Source organism: Streptomyces sp. NPDC005791 (assembly GCF_042871485.1).
Lineage (GTDB): Bacteria > Actinomycetota > Actinomycetes > Streptomycetales > Streptomycetaceae > Streptomyces.
Map to the genome: position 1 here is coordinate 205,625 of NZ_JBIAIP010000014.1, position 21,160 is coordinate 226,784.

6 protein-coding genes are annotated in these 21,160 nt (G+C 71.7%); 2 read left to right on the forward strand and 4 right to left on the reverse strand.

Features of this window, described 5'->3' with window-relative positions:
• Nucleotides 1-34: 34 nt before the first annotated feature.
• From ACFYSH_RS26255 to ACFYSH_RS26265, 3 genes are all read right to left on the reverse strand, one after another.
• Complete coding sequence (locus ACFYSH_RS26255; RefSeq protein WP_359465898.1) at nucleotides 35-1,378, reverse strand: M20/M25/M40 family metallo-hydrolase; 1,344 nt, start codon at nucleotides 1,376-1,378, stop codon at nucleotides 35-37.
• A complete protein-coding gene (locus ACFYSH_RS26260; RefSeq protein WP_388755765.1) occupies nucleotides 1,371-2,204 on the reverse strand; it encodes a M55 family metallopeptidase in 834 nt (277 codons plus the stop codon). The genes ACFYSH_RS26255 and ACFYSH_RS26260 overlap by 8 nt, the downstream gene beginning before the upstream one ends.
• A gap of 191 nt (nucleotides 2,205-2,395) precedes the next feature.
• On the reverse strand, nucleotides 2,396-3,397 hold the full coding sequence (locus ACFYSH_RS26265; RefSeq protein ID WP_388755768.1) for an aldo/keto reductase: 1,002 nt from the start codon (nucleotides 3,395-3,397) through the stop codon (nucleotides 2,396-2,398).
• Nucleotides 3,398-3,521: 124 nt separating this feature from the next.
• Between ACFYSH_RS26265 and ACFYSH_RS26270 the strand changes: the two genes are divergently transcribed.
• Both ACFYSH_RS26270 and ACFYSH_RS26275 read left to right on the forward strand, forming a co-directional pair.
• Nucleotides 3,522-4,415 carry a LysR family transcriptional regulator gene (locus ACFYSH_RS26270; RefSeq protein ID WP_359465904.1) on the forward strand — a complete coding sequence of 298 codons (894 nt, stop codon included), beginning with the start codon at nucleotides 3,522-3,524 and terminating at the stop codon, nucleotides 4,413-4,415.
• 245 nt (nucleotides 4,416-4,660) lie between these two features.
• Nucleotides 4,661-5,935 carry a PucR family transcriptional regulator gene (locus tag ACFYSH_RS26275; RefSeq protein ID WP_388755771.1) on the forward strand — a complete coding sequence of 425 codons (1,275 nt, stop codon included), beginning with the start codon at nucleotides 4,661-4,663 and terminating at the stop codon, nucleotides 5,933-5,935.
• 274 nt (nucleotides 5,936-6,209) lie between these two features.
• On the opposite strand, the gene ACFYSH_RS26280 is transcribed toward ACFYSH_RS26275, so the two are convergent.
• Nucleotides 6,210-20,639, reverse strand: coding sequence for an SDR family NAD(P)-dependent oxidoreductase (locus tag ACFYSH_RS26280; protein ID WP_388755774.1), 14,430 nt, complete (start codon nucleotides 20,637-20,639; stop codon nucleotides 6,210-6,212).
• Between the last annotated feature and the right edge of the window lie 521 nt (nucleotides 20,640-21,160).

Consider the following 21,160-nt stretch of genomic DNA (forward strand, 5'->3'; position numbering starts at 1 on the left):
TCGGTTCCCCCTTCCGGTCGGGCGGTGCGGATCGTCAGGCGGTACGCAGGAAGTGGTCCAGGACCCGGACACCGAAGTGCAGGGCTTCGACGGGGACCCGCTCGTCGACGCCGTGGAACAGCGCCTGGTAGTCGAAGCCGGCAGGCAGCTTCAGCGGGGAGTAGCCGTAACCGGTGATGCCGAGGCGGGAGAACTGCTTCGCGTCCGTGCCGCCCGACATGCAGTACGGGACGACGTGCGCGTCCGGGTCGAACAGCTCGATGGCGGCGCGCATCTTCGCGTACGTCGGTGAGTCGACCGGGGCTTCGAGGGCGACCTCGCGGTGCTGGAACTCCCAGTCGACGCCGGGGCCGGTCAGCCGGTCGAGGGTCTCGCGGAACTCGTCCTCCCCGCCGGGCACCATGCGTCCGTCGATCTGGGCGGTGGCGTGGCCCGGGATGACGTTGACCTTGTAACCGGCTTCCAGCATGGTCGGGTTGGAGCTGTTGCGCACGGTCGGCTCGACCAGGGCGGCAGCCGGGCCGAGCTTGCCGAGGAGTTCGTCCACGTCGAATCCGGGGGCGTCGAGGTCGACGCGGATGTGGTGGAGTGCGGCGAGCTCGGTGAGCGCGGCCCGTACCGTCGGGGTCAGCCGTACGGGCCACTCGTACGCGCCGAGCCGTGCGACGGCGGCGGCGAGCCTGCTGACGGCGTTGGCCCGGTTGACCTTGGAGCCGTGGCCGGCCTTGCCCTCGGCGGTCAGCGTGAGCCATCCCGTCCCGCGCTCGCCCGCCGCGACGGGGTAGAGCGACATGCCGGGCCCCGCGTGAAAGGTGAAGGCACCGGACTCGCCGATGCCCTCCGTGCAGCCCTCGAAGAGCTCGGGGTGCCGGTCGGCGAGGAAGCCGGCGCCGTCGTGCGCGCTGGCCTCCTCGTCGGCGGTGTAGGCGACGACGATGTCGCGGCGCGGGCGTACGCCCGCGCGCGCCCAGGCCCGGACGACGGCGAGGACCATCGCGTCCATGTTCTTCATGTCGATGGCGCCGCGTCCCCACACGACGCCGTCGCGCACCTCCCCCGAGAAGGGGTGGACGGTCCAGTCGGCCGCCACGGCCGGCACCACGTCGAGGTGGCCGTGCACGAGGAGGGCGTCGGCGGACCGGTCGGTGCCCTCGATCCGGGCCACGACGTTGGTCCGCCCCCGCGTGCGCTCCAGGAGGACGGGCTCCAGCCCGGCGCCGGCCAGCCGTTCGGCCACGTACTCGGCGGCCGGGCGCTCCCGGCAGCCGCCGTCGCCGCGGTTGGTCGTGTCGATGCGGATCAGCTCGGAGGTGAACGTCACCGATTCCCCGAGCGCCTGCTCGTCGGCCGCTCCGATGGGGTCGCTCGCCTCAGCCATACTGTTCCTCCACGGCGGCCGACACGATCGTCGTCACCGCCTTGAACGTGCGAATGCCTTCGTACATCGTCCCGCTGGTATAGGCGACGCGCCGCTCGCCGCTCGGCGCCACGCCGGGGACCACGGTCGCGGCGCCCGCCAGATGCTCCGCGTCGAACTCCAGCTCCACCGTGTACGAGCCGCTCGTCACGGGCGTGTGGCGTACGGCGAGCGGCGTGGCACCGGCGGCGGCCGCCCTGATGTCGGCGGCGGTACGGGCCGGGGTGCGGCACACGGCGGCGTACCGCGAGACGTGGTCCTTCACCGCGACCGTGTGCGCCTGCGGGGCGTAGCCAGCGGCGTCCTCGCAGGTCAGGTCGTCACCGGTGACCAGGATGACGGGGACGCCGTACTCCGCCGCGACATGGGCGTTGAGCAGGCCCTCACTGGCGCGGACGCCGTTCAGCCAGACCCCGGTGACGGAGTTGGCGAGGTAGGTGTGGGCGAGCACGCCCTCCGTGCCGGCGCCCGTGTGGTAGCCGACGAACGCCACGCCGTCGACGTCGCCGTGCTGGATGCCCTCGACCATGGAGAGCGACTTGTGCTTGCCGGTGAGCATCTGGACGCGCTCGTCGAGCCTTTCCAGGAGCAGATTACGCATGCTCCAGTGGGCCTCGTTGACGAGGACCTCGTCGGCGCCGCCGTCGTAGAAGCCGAGTGCCGCGGCGTTCACATCGGAGGTGAAGAGCGCACGGCACCGCTCCCACTGCGGCGTGCCGGGCAGCACGTCGGCCGGCCAGGTCACTCCGGTGGCGCCCTCCATGTCGGCGCTGACGAGGATCTTCACGTGCGCGGTCCTGTCGCTGGTCGGTCGCTCCTCCGCCCGGCGTCCGGTGTCGGCGTCCGGGAAGAAGATCGTCGTGCCGCATCACGGTACGCGCCGGGACAGCACCGGGCCAGAGCCTTGGTGATCTGCCACTGGTCCAGTCCGGTGAAGCCGTCCGCCGCACGGGTGCGGGCGGCGGACGGCTCACGCGCTCACGCGCGGGCGGTGCCCTTGACGAGCTCCTCGATCCGGGCGAGCTCCTCCTCCGCGAACTCCAGGTTTCCGACCGTCGCCACACTGTTCTCCAGCTGGGCGACACTGCTCGCGCCGACGACGGCGGAGGTGACCCGGCCGCCGCGCAGCACCCAGGCGAGCGCCATCTGGGCGAGGGACTGTCCGCGCTCCCGGGCCAGTTCGTTCAGCGCGCCCAGCCGCTCCACCAGATCCGGGGTGACGGCCTCGGCCGACAGGAACGGGCTGGTCCCCGCCGCGCGTGAGCCCTCCGGGATGCCGTGCAGATAGCGGTCGGAGAGGATGCCCTGCTCCAGCGGGGAGTACGCGATGGAGCCGGTGCCGAGCTCGTCCAGGACGTCCAGCAGCCCGTCCTCGACCCAGCGGTCCAGCATCGAGTAGCGCGGCTGGTGGATGAGGAGGGGGGTGCCCAGTTCGTTCAGGATGCGGGCGGCCTCGCGGGTCTGCTCCGCGGAGTAGTTGGAGACGCCGGCGTAGAGGGCCTTGCCCTGACGCACCGCCGTGTCGAGCGCGCCCATCGTCTCCTCGAGTGGGGTGTCGGGGTCGAAGCGGTGCGAGTAGAAGATGTCGACGTAGTCGAGGCCCAGCCGGGTGAGGCTCTGGTCCAGCGAGGAACGCAGGCTCTTGCGGGAGCCCCACTCACCGTACGGCCCCTCCCACATGTGGTAGCCGGCCTTGGTGGAGATGACGATCTCGTCCCGCAGTCCGGCGAAGTCCGTCTTCAGCGCGCGGCCCATGGCGATCTCGGCGGAGCCGGGCGGCGGGCCGTAGTTGTTGGCGAGGTCGAAGTGGGTGACGCCGAGGTCGAAGGCGCGGCGCAGGATCTCGCCCTGGCTTACGGGGGTCCGGTCGCCTCCGAAGTTGTGCCACAGCCCGAGCGACAGCGCGGGAAGCAGCAGGCCGCTGCGTCCGGTGCGCCGGTAGGGCATGGCGGAGTAGCGGTCGGCGGACGGAAGGTACATACGAGCACTCCACGGGACACGGCGTAGCGCGCCAGATCTGGTGCGCGCCCTCCAGACTGGCGGAGAACGATCCAGCGGTCCAACAGGAGATTCCGCTGGGATTCATCGTATAAATTGCTCAATCATGGAACTGCGTCAGCTGGAGCACTTCGTCGCGGTCGCCGAGGAGCGGCACTTCACCCGCGCCGCCGAGCGCCTGGCCGTGTCCCAGTCCGGACTGTCCGCGTCCGTCCGGGCACTGGAGCACGAGCTGAAGACGCCACTGTTCAGCCGTACGACACGGACGGTCCGGCTCACCGAGGCGGGGGCGGCCCTGCTGGTGGAGGCGGAGCGCACGCTGGCGGGTGCCAGGGCGGCGCGGGACGCCGTCGACGCCGTACGGGGGCTGTTGCGCGGCACGCTGACGCTGGGGGTGGAGCAGTGCGTGGCCGGGGTCAGCACGGCGGGGTTGCTCGCAGCCTTCCACCGGGAGCATCCGCACATGGAGATCAGGCTCCGGCAGGAGGGCACGTCCAGCCTGCTGGAAGGGGTGGCCGGCGGCCGGCTGGACCTCGCGTTCGCCGCGACCGTCAGCCCGCCGGAGTGGCGGGGCGAACTCGTGCCGCTGGCACGGGAGCCCATGGTCGTCCTGTGTGCCCCCGGCCACCGGCTCGCCGAGGAGGGCGCGCGGGTGGCGTGGAGCGAGCTGCGGGGCGCGTCGTTCATCGACTTCCACCCGGACTGGGGGCCCCGGCGCGCGGCGGACGAGGCGTTCGGCGCGGCGGGAGTCCGGCGCACGGTGGCGCTGGAGGTCAACGATGTGCACAGCCTGCTGGAGCTGGTGCACGAGGGCCTGGGGATCGCGGTGGTCCCGCACCACTTCTCCCGTAAGCCGGAGGCGCGGGGCCTGGTCGCGGTGGAGCTCGACGGAGCACACCGGCCGGTCTACGAGAGTGTCGTGGTGCTCCCGCCGGCCCGCGCCATGAGCCCGGGGGCGCGGGCGCTGATGACGCTGGTCCGGGAGGCCCCGCTGCGCTGAACCGAGCAGCCCGCGTCCAGCCGGTGGAGGCGTGCGTCAGCGCAACGGCGGGCACGCCGTGGCGACCGCCCCGTCGACGAGGGCGCGTTTCGGGTCGGTGTCGTCGCACCCCGCCGTCCCAGCGGAGCGGCCCGCGCGGCGGTGGACGAACGCATCCTGCCGGCACCGGCCTTGTCGGTGTTTTCACCACGACGTCACCTTTTCCTCGATCATTCTCTACAGATGTTTCTGTAAATTGCATACATATGAGCACCACCTCGCCTGGCACCCAGCGCGTCACCGCTTTCGCGGAATGGATCGACGCGAATCCGGACGACGTCGCTGACAAAGTGTTCCGAGCTTGCGTCTCGGCCGTTCCTTCCTTCGCCACCAACGGCCGGGAGATCGAGCTCGCGTTCCGTGCGGTGTGCTCCTCGTTCCTCCCGTTCGTCAGCGAGGCGGTGACCACGGGCGAGATCCCCCAGGGGACTGCGCTCCCCGTGGCGGCGGACGACTTGGCACGCCGGCTCCCCGCCGCGGGGATCAAACTCGTGGATCTCGTGCTCAGCTACGACGTAGCGGGTAACGAACTGCTCGACGCCTTCAGTAGAGAACTGCGTGGCAACCCCTCCCGGCCGGCGGGCAGCGACCGTGCCGACATGCTGTCGGTGGTCGCGGGCCGGCTGTTCCGGTTTCGTCAGGCCGCGCTGGCTCGAGCGATGATGGTCTACCACCAGGAGCAGCAACTACTGCAGCACAGCGGGGTTCCTGACCTACTGGCGACCGTCCGGGAGGTGCTGTCGGGCGAGTTGGGCGACGCGGAGGCGGAACGGCGGCTGGACTACCGGTTGAACAACCGGCACGTGGCTTTCGTGGTGTGGGGGCCGAAAGCCACGGAAACCACGCTGAGGGAGGTCGCGGCCCGGTTGCGTTTCCAGATGCGGGCGCAGCGGGACCTCGTGGTGTTGTCGGACGAGCATGCTCTGCACGGGTGGTTCAACGTCCCGGAGAACGCCCCCGGTGTGGATCTGCTGCGTGCCCGCCTCTCCGTGCCCGCCGGCATCCGCATCGGTCTGGGTACGCCCCGACACGGCAGCAGCGGCTTTCGGATCACCCATCGCGAGGCGTTGGAGACCCAGTCCCTCGCCGACCGGGCCATGCCGCAGTCCATACGTCTCGACACGTCGGCCGGAGCCGGCCACATCGTTTCCATCTGCGACGTGGTCGCGCTGGCCTTCGCCAGCCGCGATGTCGAACTGGCACGGCACTTCGTCCGAAGCCAGCTCGGAAGCCTCGTCGAACCGCGTCACGCGGTCCTGCGCGAAACCCTTCGTGTCTGGTTCGAAGAACTCGGCAGCCCCACCAGAGCCGCTCGGCGTCTCAACGTTCACGTCAACACCCTCATCAAGCGCCTCAACCGGGCTTCGGACATCGTGGCGCGGCCCGTGAACGCCGGTGACTTCGCCTTTCGTCTCGCCTTCGAGCTGTGCGGAATCACCCACGCGAGCGATACAGACGAGCCCGTCGCAGACAGCCTCTGACCGGGTTACGCGGTCGAGCGTCACACCGGACGGAGCCGTGTGCCGTCGACATATCCGTTCGACGTCCGACTCGCCGGTTCAGGAGCTTCGTCGCTTCCCGGGCCGCTCGCACGTCCTGACCGAGTGGTCCTGCCCCTCCCCACCGTCAGCAGGTGTCCGGTGTCCGCACAGCGGGAGGGGGCGGGTCCGGCGCAGACCCCGGCCGGCGATGCGGACCTCCCGCCTGGAAGATCCGCATCACCGGCCGGGGCACCGGCTCACCTGTCCGTGCCCTTCACCTGACCGATCGCCGGGTGTTCAGCTGAGAGGCGATGTCGTCCTCCACGGTGAGGTAGCGGCCGGACAGCGCATCTGCTTCACCTGCGGCCAGGCGGACGAGCATCTCCGCCGAGCGACGGGGATCGGCGAGCCGCCGGCTCTCGCGCTGTTCCAGCAGCCACGACCTGACTTCGTCGCTCCACCGCTCCCCGGTCACACCGCCCTCGATCTGCCGCTGGGTGATGCCGAGGTCGACAAGGCCCGGGTGGTAACTGAACACCGCCACTCCCGTCCCCTCCAGCTCGGGCGCCAGGTTCTCACCCAGCTTGATCAATGCGGCCTTCGACACGGAGTAGCCGGAGACTAGGGGCCACCGGTGCTTCCCCGCCGAGCTGACGATGTTGATGACGCGTCCACGCTGCCGCTCGATCATGCCCGGCAGCACGGCTCGGCAAGCGCGCGTACTCCCGCGGAGGTTGACCTCCATGGCGTGCCACCACGCGTCGTCGTCCGTCTCCCACAGCGGGCCGGCCGGACCGGTCACCCCCGCGTTGTTCACCAGGACGTCGACCGCGTCGAACCGCTCACCGACCGCCGCCAGCAGCCGCGGCATCGACTCGCGATCCCCCAGGTCCGTCGGCAGCGCGAGGACCTCGGCCTGTCGCTCCCGCAGCTCGTGCGCGAGACGGTCGAGCGTCTCCACATTGCGCCCGGTGACCACGAGGTTCGCCCCGGCCTCGGCCATCGCCGTCGCGAACAGCTGCCCCAGCGCTCCGGTGGCCCCCGTCAGCAGGACGGTCCGTCCCTTCAGGGGGAGCACCGGCTCGGGCACCGCCGGTGCCTCGTGCCCTCGCTCGACGACGCTCACGGCGGGCCTCGCCGCTTCGGCCGGAACGGTGATCTGCGTGTGCAGGTACCGTGCCAGCGCGTCGGCAGTGGGGTGGTCGAAGACCACGGTGGCCGCGAGTGACTGCCCCACCAGCTTCTCGATGCGGTTCCTGAGTTCGAGAGCGGTCAGCGAGTCGAACCCGATCTCGAAGAAGTTGCGGTCCGCCTCGACGTCCTCCGTGGTGGTGAACCCGAGGACCGCCGCGACTTCCTCCGCCACCACCGACTCCAGCAGCTTCGCCCGCTCGTCCGCGCCCAGGGCGGCCAGCCGCTCCCCGAGCGCCCTCGCGGCTTCCGCCGGGCCCGAGGGCTTCGCACCGTTCGACGACGGACGCAGATGGTCGCGCAACAGGGGCGTGAGGGGCGACGCCTCGGTGTCGGACAGGTTCCGGGTGTCCAGCCGCAGCGGCAGCAGAACGGGATTGTCCGCTCCCAGAGCCGTGTCGAAGGCCGTCAGCGCGTCCACGGTGGCGAGAGGGGCGATGCCGAGACGGGCGAGCCGGCGCAGGTCACCGCTGTCGAGATGTCCGCTCAGCTCGCTGCGCTCGGCCCACAGCCCCCAGGCCAGGGACAGACCCGCGTGTCCCGCAGCACGGCGTCGCTGCACCATGGCGTCGACGCAGGCGTTGCTCGCCGCGTAGTTCGCCTGTCCGGCGCTGCCCCACCAGCCCGCGGCCGACGAGCACACGACGAACCAGTCGAGCGGGAGATGCCGGGTGAGCTCGTCGAGGTGGTGCACGGCGTCCACCTTCGACGGCAGCAGGTGCTCCAGCCCCTCCCACGCCAGTTCGCGGAAGGTGCCGTCCTGGGTCGTGCCGGCCGCGTGGATGACACCGCGCAGCGGTCGGTCCGCCGGTATGCGTGACAGGACGCTCACGAGGTGGTCGCGATCACTGACGTCACCTGCCTCGATCGTGGCCGTGGCGCCGTGAGCGCGCAGCTCGTCCGCCAGCTCCACCATGCCGGGAGCCCGCTCGCCTCGTCGGCTGAGCAGAACCACGTGGCCCACGCCGTGTGTCCGGACCGCGTGCCGTGCGAGCGCCGATCCCACCACGCCTCCTGCTCCCGTCACCAGCAGGGACGCCGTCGCCCAGGCAGTGCCGGAGTCCGCCGGATGAGCGCCGGCCGCCGCCTGTCCGGGAGCGCCCCCCGTTGCCGTGACCAGCCGGGGGGCGTGCGCCTTCCCCGCCCGGACGGCGATCTGCGGTTCACCGTCCACCAGCAGTGCCGCGAGGCCGTCGACCGACGCGGGGTCCACATCGACGTCGGCCAGCAGCAGACGTCCGGGGTACTCGGTCTGTGCTGTGCGCAGCATGCCCAGGACCGCTGCCTGCGCGGGGTCACCGCCCCCGGACTGCCCGTCCGTCATGACCGCGTCCTGTGTGACGACGACCAGACGCTCCTGCGGATCCCGTTCCTCGGCCAGCCAGGCCTGCACTTCCGTCAGGACGGCGGAGAGCGCGGCACGCACCCGTGCGGGAGCCGGGGCGTCACCGTCGAGACACCTCAGGAAGCGCGCGTCCCTGCCGTCCTGCGCCATACGGGCGGCAACCGCGTCCGCCCTGGCGTCCCCGGCCAGCACGAGGTACCGGTGTGCCGGACCGCCGGCCGTCGGTGCGGCCGCCGGGACGGGCGCCCACCGCACCTCGTAGAGGCACTGCTGCGGCGACGGCGTACTGCGCAGAGCTCCGAGTTCGTCCGGCCCCATCACCCGCAGGGTCAGACCGTCGGCCGTCACCACCAGTTCACCGTCCGGGTCCCACGCGGTGAGCGCCACGGTGTTCTCACCGGTCCGTACGAGCCGGACGCGCAGCCGTGCGGCACCCCGCCGGTGGATCTCCACACCGGTCCAGGTGAACGGCAGCCGCAGTCCTGCGGCTTCCGGCAGCACTCCAGGCACCGTGAGCGGATGGAGTGCCGCGTCGAGCAGGGCCGGATGCAGCAGATACGTCTCCGCTTCCCCCTCCACGTGCACGGGCAGTTCGATCTCCGCGAAGACCTCCCCCTCCCGGCCCAGGACGGCCCCGGCGCCCCGGAAGGCGGGTCCGTAGCGCAGGCCCTGCCACTCGAGGTCGACGAACGCCTTTTCCAGGTCGAGGCGCTCCGATCCGCCGGGCGGCCAGGCCGGCATCAAGTCGGCCTCCGGGTCCGTCCCGGCCACCTGCCGCGTGACCCGCGCCGTCGCGTTGTCGGTCCACGGCACGTCGTCCCCGGCCACCGCGGCCCTGGAGTGCACGCTCACGTCGCGCAGTCCCTGGCCGTCGGGCGGGGACACGAACAGCTGGACGTCCAGGTCGTCCTCCGGGGGAATCACCATCGGTGCGCGCAGGACGAGTTCGGCGACCCGCGGGGCACCGACCTGCTGTCCGGCCGCGGCCAGCATCTCCAGGATCGCGGTGCTCGGCGCGACGACGGCATCGCCCACCTGGTGGTCCGGCAGCCACTTCGCGCCCGTGGTGGACAGCCGGCCGGTCAGGGCCACTGCGCCGCCTGCGAGACGAATCGCCGTGTTCAGCAGCGGATGTCCCAGCTGACCGGGCAGGTCCGCGGCGTGGCGTGCGGCGGGGGCGGGGGCCGGGTCGAGCCAGTACCGCTCCCGCTGGAAGGGGTAGGTGGGCAGCTGCAGCGGCGGTTGGTCCCCGCCCGCCCCACCGAACACCGAGCTCCACCGCACGGGGGCGCCCTGCACGAACAGACGGGCTGCCGCCTCGAGCAGCGCCCTGTCCTCCGGCCGGTCCTTGCGCAGCAGGGGGACCAGCGTGGCACCGGACGGGTCCCGCAGGCACCCCGCGGACAGGGCGGACAGTGTTCCGTCCGGTCCCAGCTCCACGAGCGTCCGCACTCCCTGTGCTTCCAGCTCGCGCACGCCGTCGTGGAACCTGACGGGTTCGCGCACGTGCGTCAGCCAGTACTCGACCGAGGTGAAATCGCCGGTTCCGGCCTGTGCGCCGGTGAGTGTGGAGACCAGCGGGATCTGCGGCACGCCGAAGTCGATCCGGGACACGACGGCGCGGAAGCCGTCGAGCATGGGCTCCATGAGCGGCGAGTGGAACGCGTGGCTCACACGCAGCGCACGGGTCCTGCGGCCGCGCCGCTCCAGTTGTCCGACGATGTCCGCGACCTGCCCGCTGTCGCCCGACACGACCGTGGCGGCGGGCCCGTTGACAGCCGCGACACCGACGGCGTCATGACCCGCCAGCAGGGCCCTGACCTCGTCCTCCGGAGCCTGGACGGTGACCATGGTGCCGCCGTCGGGCAGTTCCTGCATCAGACGGCCGCGCGCCGTGACCAGTGCGGCGGCGTCCGGCAGCGACAGGACGCCGGCCACGTGCGCCGCCGCGATCTCGCCGACGGAGTGGCCGGCCAGGTACGCCGGACGCACCCCCCAGGAGGTGATCAACCGGAAGAGTGCGACCTGCAGGGCGAACAGACACGGTTGTGCGTACTCGGTGCGGTTCAGCACCGCGGCCGCCTCGGGGTCGTCGGCGTCGGCGAAGACGACATCCGTCAGCCGGCGGTCCAGATGGACCTCCAGGGCCGCGCTCACCGCGTCGAACGCCTCGGCGTACGCGGGGAACGCCCGGTACAGTTCGCGGCCCATCGTCGGCCGCTGACTGCCCTGCCCGGAGAACAGGAACGCGGTCTTCCCCGCCTCGCGGGTGTCGTCGGCGAGAACGGCGTGAGGATGCGGTTCCATCCGCGCGGCGGCGGACAGTCCGCTGACGAGCTCCTCGTGATCGGTGCCGAGCACGACGGCGCGGTGCCTGAAGGTCGCGCGCCCCGAGGCCAGGGTCGCGGCGACCGCGTGGTCGTCCGCCTCGGGCCGCCCCTCGGCGAAATCGAGCAGACGGGTCGCCTGCGCCACGAGGGCATTGCGCGTCGTGCCGCTGAGCACCCAGGGAAGCACGCTCGTCGCGGGCCCCTCTGGAGCGGGGTCCGCCGGGGCGGGGTCCGCCGGGTGCTCCAGGATCACGTGTGCGTTGGTGCCACTGATGCCGAAGGAGGAGACGGCCGCCCGCCGCGGACCGTGTTCCGCCGGCCATGTCCGCTCCTCGGTCAGCAGCCGGACCGCCCCGGAGCCCCAGTCGACGTGCGGTGTGGGCTCACCCACGTGCAGCGTCCGCGGCATGACACCGTGATGCATCGCCATGACGGTCTTGATGACACCGCCCACCCCGGCGGCCGCCTGGCTGTGCCCGATGTTGGACTTCAGCGTACCCAGCCACAGGGGCCGCTCACGGTCGTGTCCGTACGTCGACAGGAGCGCCTGGGCCTCGATCGGGTCACCCAGGGCGGTGCCCGTGCCATGCGCCTCGACCACGTCGATGTCCTCGGGGGACAGTGCCGCGTCGGCGAGGGCCTGCCGGATGACGCGCTGCTGGGCGAGACCGCTCGGGGCGGTCAGACCGTTGGAGGAACCATCCTGGTTCACCGCGGAGCCACGCACGACGGCCATGATCCGGTGGCCGTTACGCCGGGCTTCCGACAGCCTCTCGACGACGAGCACACCCACGCCCTCGGCCCATCCGGTGCCGTTCGCGTCGGCCGAGAAGGCCTTGCAGCGTCCGTCCGGCGCGAGCCCCCGCTGCCGGCTGAAGTCGATGAACGTGCTGGGGATGGACATCACGGTCACCCCGCCCACGAGAGCCAGTGAGCACTCCTCCCGCTGCAGTGCCTGACTCGCCAGGTGCAACGCGACCAGGGAGGACGAGCACGCGGTGTCCACCGTCATGGCCGGACCCTCCAGCCCCATGACGTACGAGACCCGGCCCGACGCAACGCTGCCCAGGCTGCCGTTGATCAGATAGCCCTCCATGCCGTCCGGGGTCTCGTGGAGGCGGGAGCCGTAGTCGTGGTACATGATGCCGGCGAACACGCCGGTCGGTGAGCCCTTGAGCGTCTGCGGGTTGATGCCCGCGTGCTCCAGCGCCTCCCAGGAGGTCTCCAGCAGAAGTCGCTGCTGCGGGTCGGTGGCGAGCGCCTCACGCGGGGAGATACCGAAGAACTTGGCGTCGAACATCGCGGCGTCGTGCAGGAAGCCACCGGACCGTGTGTGGCTGGTGCCCGGCAGGTCCGGATCGTCGGCGAACAGTGTCTCGAAGTCCCAGCCGCGGTCCGTGGGGAACGGCGTCACGCCCTCGGAACCGCTCGCCACCAGGTTCCAGAGGTCGTCGGGCGACTCGACGCCTCCGGGGTAGTGGCACGCCATGCCCACGATGACGATCGGGTCGTCCTCCACGGCCGTGGTGGCCGCGGTCTGCGGCACCTGGGCCGCCGCCGGCTCCTCCCCTGCGTCGAGAACCCGCACGAGGTGATCAGCCAGCGACGAGAGGGTGGGCCGGTCGAACAGCAAGGTGGGCGGCAGCCGGAGCCCCGTGGCCTCGTTCAGGATCCCGCGCAGCTCGAGGGACATCAGCGAGTCCACACCCAGCTCCGAGAACGACGCTTCCCACTGGTCCTCACGGAGGTCCTGCCGTCCGAGGACCGCGGCGGTGCTCGTGCGGACGAGGTCCGTCAGGGTCTGACGCCGCTGCTCCCCCATGGGCGGTAGTGCCATGGGTGAAGGGCCGGCCGGGACGGGGGCCGGACTCGTCGGCTGCGACTGTGCCGCGTGCACACGGGCCGGGACGCGCGCACCGGAAGCGTGTGTCGCGAGGAAGGGCGGAAGGGATTCCGTGGCGGCACCCGGCAGGCCGACCACGCCCAGCCGGACCGGTGCGAGGACCGGTTCCCGCCGCGCCAGCGCACTGTCGAACGCCCGCAGCGCGTCCGCCGTGGACAGCGGCTCGATCCCCACACGTGCCATCCTGCGGATGTCCACGTCGCTCAGGTGCCCGGAGAGTTCGCTCTTCTCCTCCCACAGCCCCCAGGCGAGCGACAGCGCGCGGTGACCCGCACGGTGCCGGTCCTCGATCAGCGCGTCCACACACGCGTTCGCCGCCGCGTAGTTCGCCTGTCCGGCGGTCCCCCACCAGCCGGCGACGGACGAGCACGCCACGAACCAGTCCAGCTCCAGTTCCCGGGTGGCCGCGTCGAGCACGTGCACCGCGTCCACCTTGGCACCGAGCACGGCGTGCAACCGGTCGGGGGTCAGAGTGTCGACGAGGTTGTCCGCCAGCGTCCCCGCGGCGTGGATGACACCCCGCAGCGGGTGAGTGGCGGGGATGTCCGCCAGGACCGCGGCGACCTGCCCGCGGTCGGCCGCGTCACAGGCGGCGACGGTGACCGTGGCCCCCAGCTCCCGGAGCTCGTCGGCGAGTTCGGTCACGCCCGGTCCCGCCGCGCCACGCCGGCTCATGAGGACGACATGGCCGACCCCTTGAGTGGCTACGACATGACGGGTGAGCGCCGAACCCACCACGCCTCCCGCCCCGGTCACCAGCACCGAGGCGTTCGCCCACCCTGCTCCGGCGTCACCGCCCGGGTCGGCGGCCGCCGGCGGCGGGGCGCCGGCCGATGCCTCGACGTGCTCCAGTCGCGGGACGAGGAGCTCACCGCCCCGCACCGCGAGCTGCGGTGCCGCGGCGGCCACGGCCGAGGAGAGCCCTTCGGGCACGTCCGGCGTCCCGTCCGTGTCGATGAGCCGCACCAGTCCGGGGTGCTCGGTCTGCACCGTCCGGACCAGTCCCCAGACGGCCGCGTGCATCGGATCGACCGCCACGTCGGGACCGGTCGAACACGCCTGCCGGGTGATCACCACCAGGCGCTCGCCCTCGGGCCGTGGCCCGGCGAGCCACGACTGGATCCGCTCCAGCACCGCGGCCAGCCCGGCGCGCACCCGCTCGGGTGTCGTCCCCGCGAGACCGTCGATGCGGTCGACCGCCGCGGCGGCACCGGTCAGGTGGTCGTGGGCCGCCTCGACGACAGGACCGTCGCCGACCACCACGCATCGCTGCGCCGACGGAGCCTGCCCACCGCTCGCGGTCGCGAGCGGTTCCCACACCATCCGGTACAGCGGCTCCTCGCGGCCGGCGGACAGCGCCAGCCGGAGTTTCGCCGCCGACACCGGCCGCAGCACCACACCGGCCTCGATGACGGGGCCGCCCTGCGTGTCCCAGGCCGTCAGGCGGACCGTGTCGGGTCCTTCCCTCCGCATCCGCACGCGCAGAGCCGAGGCTCCGCGGGCGTGGTGGCGTACGGCGGACCAGGAGAACGGCAGCCGCGCGCCCTGCGCGTCGGGCAGCAGCTCACCCGCGGCGAGCGGGTGCAGCACCGCGTCCAGCAACGCGGGGTGCAGCAGGTACGCGCCGCACTGCGCCGCTTCGGCGTCCGGCAGCCGTACCTCGGCGAACAGTTCGTCGTCGTTGCGCCAGACCGCCCGCACGCCGCGGAAGGACGGACCGTACGTGAGGCCGCGTGCCGCCAGTTCGTCGTAGTGGTGCTCGACGTCCAGCGCCACGGCGCCCGCCGGAGGCCACGCGGTCAAGGACTCCGCGCCCTCCGGTGCGGCTGCCGGCTCCCCGCCCAGCGTCCCCGTGGCGTGCGAGGTCCACTCGTCGGCACCGGCACACCGGGCGAGCAGGTGGAGCGCGGAGACACCGGGGGTGCCCGTCGCCTCGATCCGCACCTGTACGTCGGTCGCCTCACCGTCGGCGATGACCAGCGGAGCGTGCAGCAGCAGTTCCGTGACCTCGCCGTGGCCGGTCTGCTCGGCGGCCCGCGCCGCCGTCTCCAGCAGTGCCGTACCCGGCACCACGAGGGCACCGCCCACCCGGTGGTCGACGAGCCAGGGGAGGCGCCGGGTGCTGAGCCGGCCGGTGAGCACCGCTCCGTCGTCCAGCTGCACCGCCGCCGCCAGCAGCGGGTGCCCCATCGGGATCAGGCCGGCGGACGCGAGGTCGGCCTCCCCTGCGAGCGGTTCCAGCCAGTAACGCTCGTGCTGGAACGCGTACGTCGGCAGTTCCACCACGCGGGCGTCCGTGCCCGAGAAGCAGGGGGCCCGGTCGATCTCCGTGCCCGACGCGTACAGCTGGCCGACGGCGAGGGCCAGTGACGTCCGTTCGGGCCTGTCCTCGCGCAGTACCGGCAGGATCAGCCGGCCGGTGTCGTCCAGGCAGCCTTGTGCCATCGCGCTCAGCACGCCGTCCGGGCCGAGTTCCAGGAAGCGGGTGACGCCCTGTTCCCCGAGGTGGCGGACGCCGTCGGCGAAGCGCACCGTGTCCCGTGCGTGCGTGACCCAGTGCTCGGCGTCACCGAGTTCCTGTGCGGACGCGCCGCGCCCGGTGACGTTGGACACGAGAGGGATGTCAGGGGTGCCGTAGGTGAGACCTTCCGCAACACTGCGGAAACGTTCCAGCATGGGCTCCACCAGGGGCGAGTGGAAGGCGTGGCCGACCGCCAGCCTGCGCGTCCTGCGGCCACGTCGCGCCCACTCGTCGGCGAGCGCCAGTACGGCCTCCTCGTCACCGGACAGGACGACCGACTCAGGGCCGTTGACGGCCGCGACGCCCACCCGGTCGGTCAGGTGCGGCAGCATCTCGTCCTCACGCGCCTGAACGGCGACCATGGCACCGTCCGCGGGCAGTTGCCGCATCAGACGGCCGTGCTCCGCGACCAGCAGCGCCGCGTCCGGCAGGGACAGCACGCCGGACACGTGTGCGGCCGTCAGTTCTCCGATCGAGTGGCCGGTGACGTAGTCCGGCCGGATACCCCAGTCCTCCAACAGCCGGTACAGCGCCACCTCGACGGCGAACAACGCTGCCTGTGTGTAGACCGTGCGGTCCAGCAGTTCCCTGTCCGTACCCCAGACGACTTCGCGCAGCGAACGGTCCAGATGCCGGTCCAGCTCGTCCACCACGGCGTCGAACGCGGCGGCGAACGCCGGATGCTCAGCGTGCAGTTCCCGGCCCATACCCAGGCGCTGGGCGCCCTGACCGGTGAACATGAAGGCAAGCTTGCCCTCCGGTACGACGTGTCCCTTGCCCACGCCCGGAGCGCTGCGACCGCCCGCAAGGGCCTCCAGCCCCGACAGCAGCTCCTTGCGGTCGCGGCCGACCACGACGGCGCGGTGCGGGAAGGCGGTACGCGCCGTGGCCAGTGAGTACGCGATGTCCGACGGCCGCAGTTCAGGCTGCGCCGCGACGAAGGAACGCAATCGCTCCGCCTGGGCCGCCACGGCTGCCGGGGACTTCCCACTGACCACCCACGGAAGGGCCGTCCGCTCCGTCGTGGAGAGCTGCTCCGGCCGGTCGCCGGCCGGCTCGCCCGGGGGCGCCTGCTCGATGATGACATGGGCGTTCGTTCCGCTGATGCCGAAGGAGGAGACAGCCGCACGCCGGGCCCGCTCGCCCTCGGGCCAAGGCTGCTCCCGGGTGAGCAGCGCGATGGAGCCCGCGGTCCAGTCGACCTTCCGTGAGGGCTCCTGCACGTGCAGCGTCCGGGGCAGTACGCCGTGTCGCAGGGCCATGACCATCTTGATCACGCCGGCGACGCCTGCCGCGGCCTGGGTGTGCCCGATGTTCGACTTCAGGGAACCGAGCCACAGGGGATGCTCGGCCTCGCGTTCCTGCCCATAGGTCGCCAGAAGCGCATGCGCCTCGATCGGGTCGCCCAGCGTGGTACCGGTGCCGTGTGCCTCCACCGCGTCGACACCGGCCGCCGACAGGCCGGCGTTGGCCAGCGCCTGCCGGATCACCCGCTGTTGAGAGGGCCCGTTCGGCGCGGTCAGGCCGTTGGAGGCGCCGTCCTGGTTGACCGCGGACCCCCGCAGCACCGCAAGGACACGGTGACCGTTACGCCGGGCGTCGGACAGCCTCTCCACCACCAGGACACCGACGCCCTCCGCCCATCCGGTGCCGTCCGCCGTCTCCGAGAACGCCTTGCAGCGGCCGTCCGCGGCAAGTCCGCGCTGACGTCCGAACTCGGTGAACATCCCGGGCGTGCTCATCACCGTGACGCCTGCGGCCAATGCGAGGGAGCACTCGCCCTGACGCAGCGAGTGAGCGGCGAGGTGGAGCGCCACGAGGGACGACGAGCACGCCGTGTCCACCGTGAGGGCGGGCCCTTCGAGCCCGAGGCTGTACGCCACCCGGCCCGACACCACGCTGCTCGCCTGACCGGTCAGGAGATGCCCGGCGACATGGTCCGGGCTTTCGTGCAGACGTGTCCCGTAGTCCCCCGCCATGGCCCCGGCGAAGACTCCCGTCCGGCTGCCCCGAAGGGTGTCCGGCACGATGTCGGCCGCCTCCAGCGCCTCCCACGACGCCTCCAGCAACAGTCGCTGCTGGGGGTCCATCGCGAGTGCCTCGCGCGGTGCGATGCCGAAGAACTCGGCATCGAACCCGGCGGCGTCGTACAGGAAACCGCCCTTGCGGGGACGTCCCTCACCGGCCGCACCCCCGACGAGGGGATCCAGCACGTCCCAGTGGCGGTCGGTGGGATAGTCGCCCAGGGCCTCCTCCGCGTCACACACCAGTCGCCACAGATCCTGCGGGGACCGGACGCCCCCGGGGAACCGGCAGCTCATGCCGACGATGGCGATGGGATCGTCCTCGACCGGTATCTTCGAGACCCGCACGGCCTCGGCCACCGCCGCGGCAGCACCACCCGCACCGCGCAGGGCGTCCATCTCCCCGGCCAGGCGCTCAGGGGTGGGGTGGTCGAAGACGACGCCGGACGGCAGCGCGAGTTCGGTGGCGGCGTTGAGCCGGTTGCGCAGCTCCACGGCCATGACCGAGTCGAAACCCTGGTCCTTGAACGACCGGTCGACCTGGACGTCCGCCGGATCGGTGCGCAGGACCAGGGCGGTCTGCGCACGGACGAGGTCGAGCGCGGGCAGCGCGTCGGTCTCCTGTCGCTTCGGCTCGGCGTCCGCCTCCCACGGCGCGGTGACGGCCGGCGCGGGGCCCTTCGGGCGTGAGGGCCCGGCGGCTATCCAGTGCCGCCGCCGCTGGAACGCGTACGTCGGAAGCTCGTGCGCCGGCAACGGCTCGACACCGTCGGGAAGGAACTCGGTCCAGCGGACGCGAGCGCCTCGCACGTACATTTCCGCGAGGCAGGTGAGGAACCGCTCCAGTCCCCCGTCGTCGCGCCGCAGCGAACCGGTCGTGAAGACGCCCGCCACGGCTGCTTCGTCGGCGATGTCGGCGACGGCCGCTGTCAGAACGGGGTGCGGACTGCACTCGATGAAATCCGTGTGACCCGCGGCCAGCAGCTCCTGGACCGCCGTGCTGAAGCGCACCGGCTCGCGCAGATTGCGCGCCCAGTACTCGGCGTCCAGGGCGTCACCGTCCAGCCAGGCACACTCCACCGTCGACATCAGGGGCACTCGCGCGGCGACCGGTGTGATGCCGGCCAGGTCGTCGAGGAGTTCATCCCGCAGGGAGTCCACCTGCGGGCTGTGCGAGGCGTAGTCCACGGCGATGCGCCAGACCTTGACGCCGGTCCGGTCCCATTCGGCCTCCAGGCCCTCGAGAACCCCCGGATCGCCGGAGAGCACGGTCGACCTGGGGCCGTTGACCACGGCCACCGAGACGCCCGGGTGGGACTGGATCCGTGCACGCACCTCGTCGGCCGGCAGGCCGACCGAGGTCATGGCTCCCTTCCCGGCCAGCCGGTCGGCGATCAGCCTGCTGCGCAGTACCACGACCTTCGCGGCGTCCTCCATGGACAGCGCGCCGGCGACGACGGCAGCCGCGATCTCCCCCTGGGAGTGGCCGACCACGGCGTCGGGCGACACGCCTGCCGCCTCCCACATGGCCGCGAGGGACACCATCACCGCCCACGAGACGGGCTGGACGATGTCGACCCGCTCCAGTCCTTCCCCGTTGGCCAGCACTTCGGTCAACGACCAGTCCACGTAGGCGCCGAGTGCCCGGTCGCAGCGGGCTATGCAGTCGGCGAACACGGAGGAGGAGGACAGGAGTTCCCTGCCCATGCCGGCCCACTGGGCGCCCTGGCCGGGGAAGACGAAGACCTTGCGGGTGTCACGCGAGGAGCCCACGTGTCCCACGACGGCACCCTCCCCGGGGGCACCGTGCGCGATCCGGTCCAGGCTCGCCCGCAGAGCGTCTCCGTCCGGAGCCAGGACAACGGCCCGGTGGTCGAAGAGCGTGCGGGACGTGAGCAACGTGGAGGCGGCGCCGACGGGGTCGACGCCGGGCCGTCGCGCCAGGAACGCGTGCAGCCGCGCGGCCTGGCCGCGCACGGCTGCCGCGCTCCTGGCACTGAACACGTAGGGCACCGGCGTCCCCCCGGCGGCCGGCGGAGCGGCAGGCGTCTTCGAGGCAGCGGCCGGCACCGTCCGGGGCGCGCCGGCCAGGACGACGTGGCAGTTGGCCCCGCCCATGCCGAAGGAGCTCACGCCGGCCAGCCGCTCGTGGGCCGGGTGGCCCCAGTCGGAGAGTTCGGTCTGGACGCGCAGCCCGAGTTCCGCGAAGGGGATGAGGGGATTCGGCTGCTCGAAGTTCAGGCTCGGTGGAAGCCGGCCGTACCGGATCGCCAGGACCGCCTTGAGCAACCCGGTGATGCCCGCGGCGCCTTCCAGGTGGCCGACGTTCGTCTTGGCCGAGCCCACGGCGAGTGGTGCGCCGTCCGCCCGCCCGGGGGCGGTCACCGCGCCCAGCGCGGCGGCTTCGATCGGGTCGCCGACCTTGGTGCCGGTGCCGTGCAGTTCGACGTACTGCACCCTGCTCGGGTCGACGCCCGCCCGCTCGTACGCCGTCCGCAGGACGGACTCCTGCGCCGAGGCGTCGGGGGTGGTGAGGCCGTCGCTCGCCCCGTCGTTGTTCACCGCGCTGCCGCGGATCACGCAGTACACCGTGTCGCCGTCGTCCAGTGCCTTGTGCAGGGGCTTCAGGACGACGAGGCCGCCGCCCTCACCCCTGACGTAGCCGTTGGCCCGCTCGTCGAACGTGTGACAGCGTCCGTCGGGCGACAGACCGCCGAACTTCGAGGCGGCCACCGTGCTGTCGGGCGCGACGTTCAGGTGCACACCACCGGCCAGCGCCAGTTCGGATTCACCCGACCGCAAGCTCTCGCAGGCCAGGTGCACGGCGACGAGTGAGGAGGACTGCGCGGAGTCCACGACGAAGCTGGGACCCCGCAGACCGAACGCGTACGACACGCGGTTCGCGATGAGGCCGCGGCTCAGACCGACCACGGTGTGGTGGTCGATGCTCTCCAGGCCCTGCTGCTGGCTGAGCGTCGCGTAGTCGGTACCGATCGCGCCGGCGAAGACGCCGACCTGCGCTCCCCGCAGCGCGTCGGGCACCACGCCCGCGTTCTCCAGAGCTTCCCAGCTGAGTTCGAGCATGAGCCGCTGCTGCGGATCCATGGCCGCGGCCTCACGAGGGGAGATCCCGAAGAACTCCGCGTCGAAGTGGCCGACGTCCTCCAGGAACCCGCCCCAGCGCGAGTTGGTCCTGCCCAGGCGGGTGGAGTCGGGATCGTAGAGCGCCGGCCCGTCCCACCGCCCGTCCCGGACCTCGGTGACAGCGGTCGCACCGGCGCTGAGCAGATGCCAGTACGCGTCTGGATCAGCCGCACCGGGCAGGCGGCACGACAGTCCGATGACTGCGATGTCGTCGCGGGGGTCGGGGGCTTCTGGAGAAACGCTCATGGCACTGTTCCCATCTTGCGGCAGTGACGAAATCCAGCTGAGGCGTATTGACCACACGGCGTGTGCGTGCCGCAGCGCAAAGGAGGACAAGAAAACGGACACGGAAGGTCAGCTGGGGGGTGGTACGAGACGGCGGAACAGGGGACAAGGCCATACGAAGCTGTTTGCTTGCGGCTACGTCACCCAGGAACACGGCCCCGGATATACGCGCACGCATACACGGCCTGATTTCCGTGCCGCGAGGAGTCCGGAGCGGTCAATGGATTATGTGAGATATCGGCGAGAGAGGAGATATTCCACCCTCAGGGGTCTTACCGGCCGAGCGGCTTTCCAGTCTCACCACCAACGATCGGTCGGCAACGGCAGTCCCTCGTACGAGCGATGTGTGATCACGTTAGACATGCCGCCGACCCGCCAACAAGGGGCTTTCCCTACACCTCCTGGTGGTGTCGCCCACCCCCGGACTCGTTGTCGGACGGGCTCCGTGAATGACACGCAACGGCGAAGTGGCATCGGCTATT

Bases quoted from the DNA above. Each gene is read 5' to 3' on its own strand.
- ACFYSH_RS26270 (WP_359465904.1), top strand. From the start codon at position 3,522: ATGGAACTGCGTCAGCTGGAGCACTTCGTCGCGGTCGCCGAGGAGCGG.
- ACFYSH_RS26265 (WP_388755768.1), bottom strand. From the start codon at position 3,397: ATGTACCTTCCGTCCGCCGACCGCTACTCCGCCATGCCCTACCGGCGC.
- ACFYSH_RS26275 (WP_388755771.1), top strand. From the start codon at position 4,661: ATGAGCACCACCTCGCCTGGCACCCAGCGCGTCACCGCTTTCGCGGAA.
- ACFYSH_RS26255 (WP_359465898.1), bottom strand. From the start codon at position 1,378: ATGGCTGAGGCGAGCGACCCCATCGGAGCGGCCGACGAGCAGGCGCTC.
- ACFYSH_RS26280 (WP_388755774.1), bottom strand. From the start codon at position 20,639: ATGAGCGTTTCTCCAGAAGCCCCCGACCCCCGCGACGACATCGCAGTC.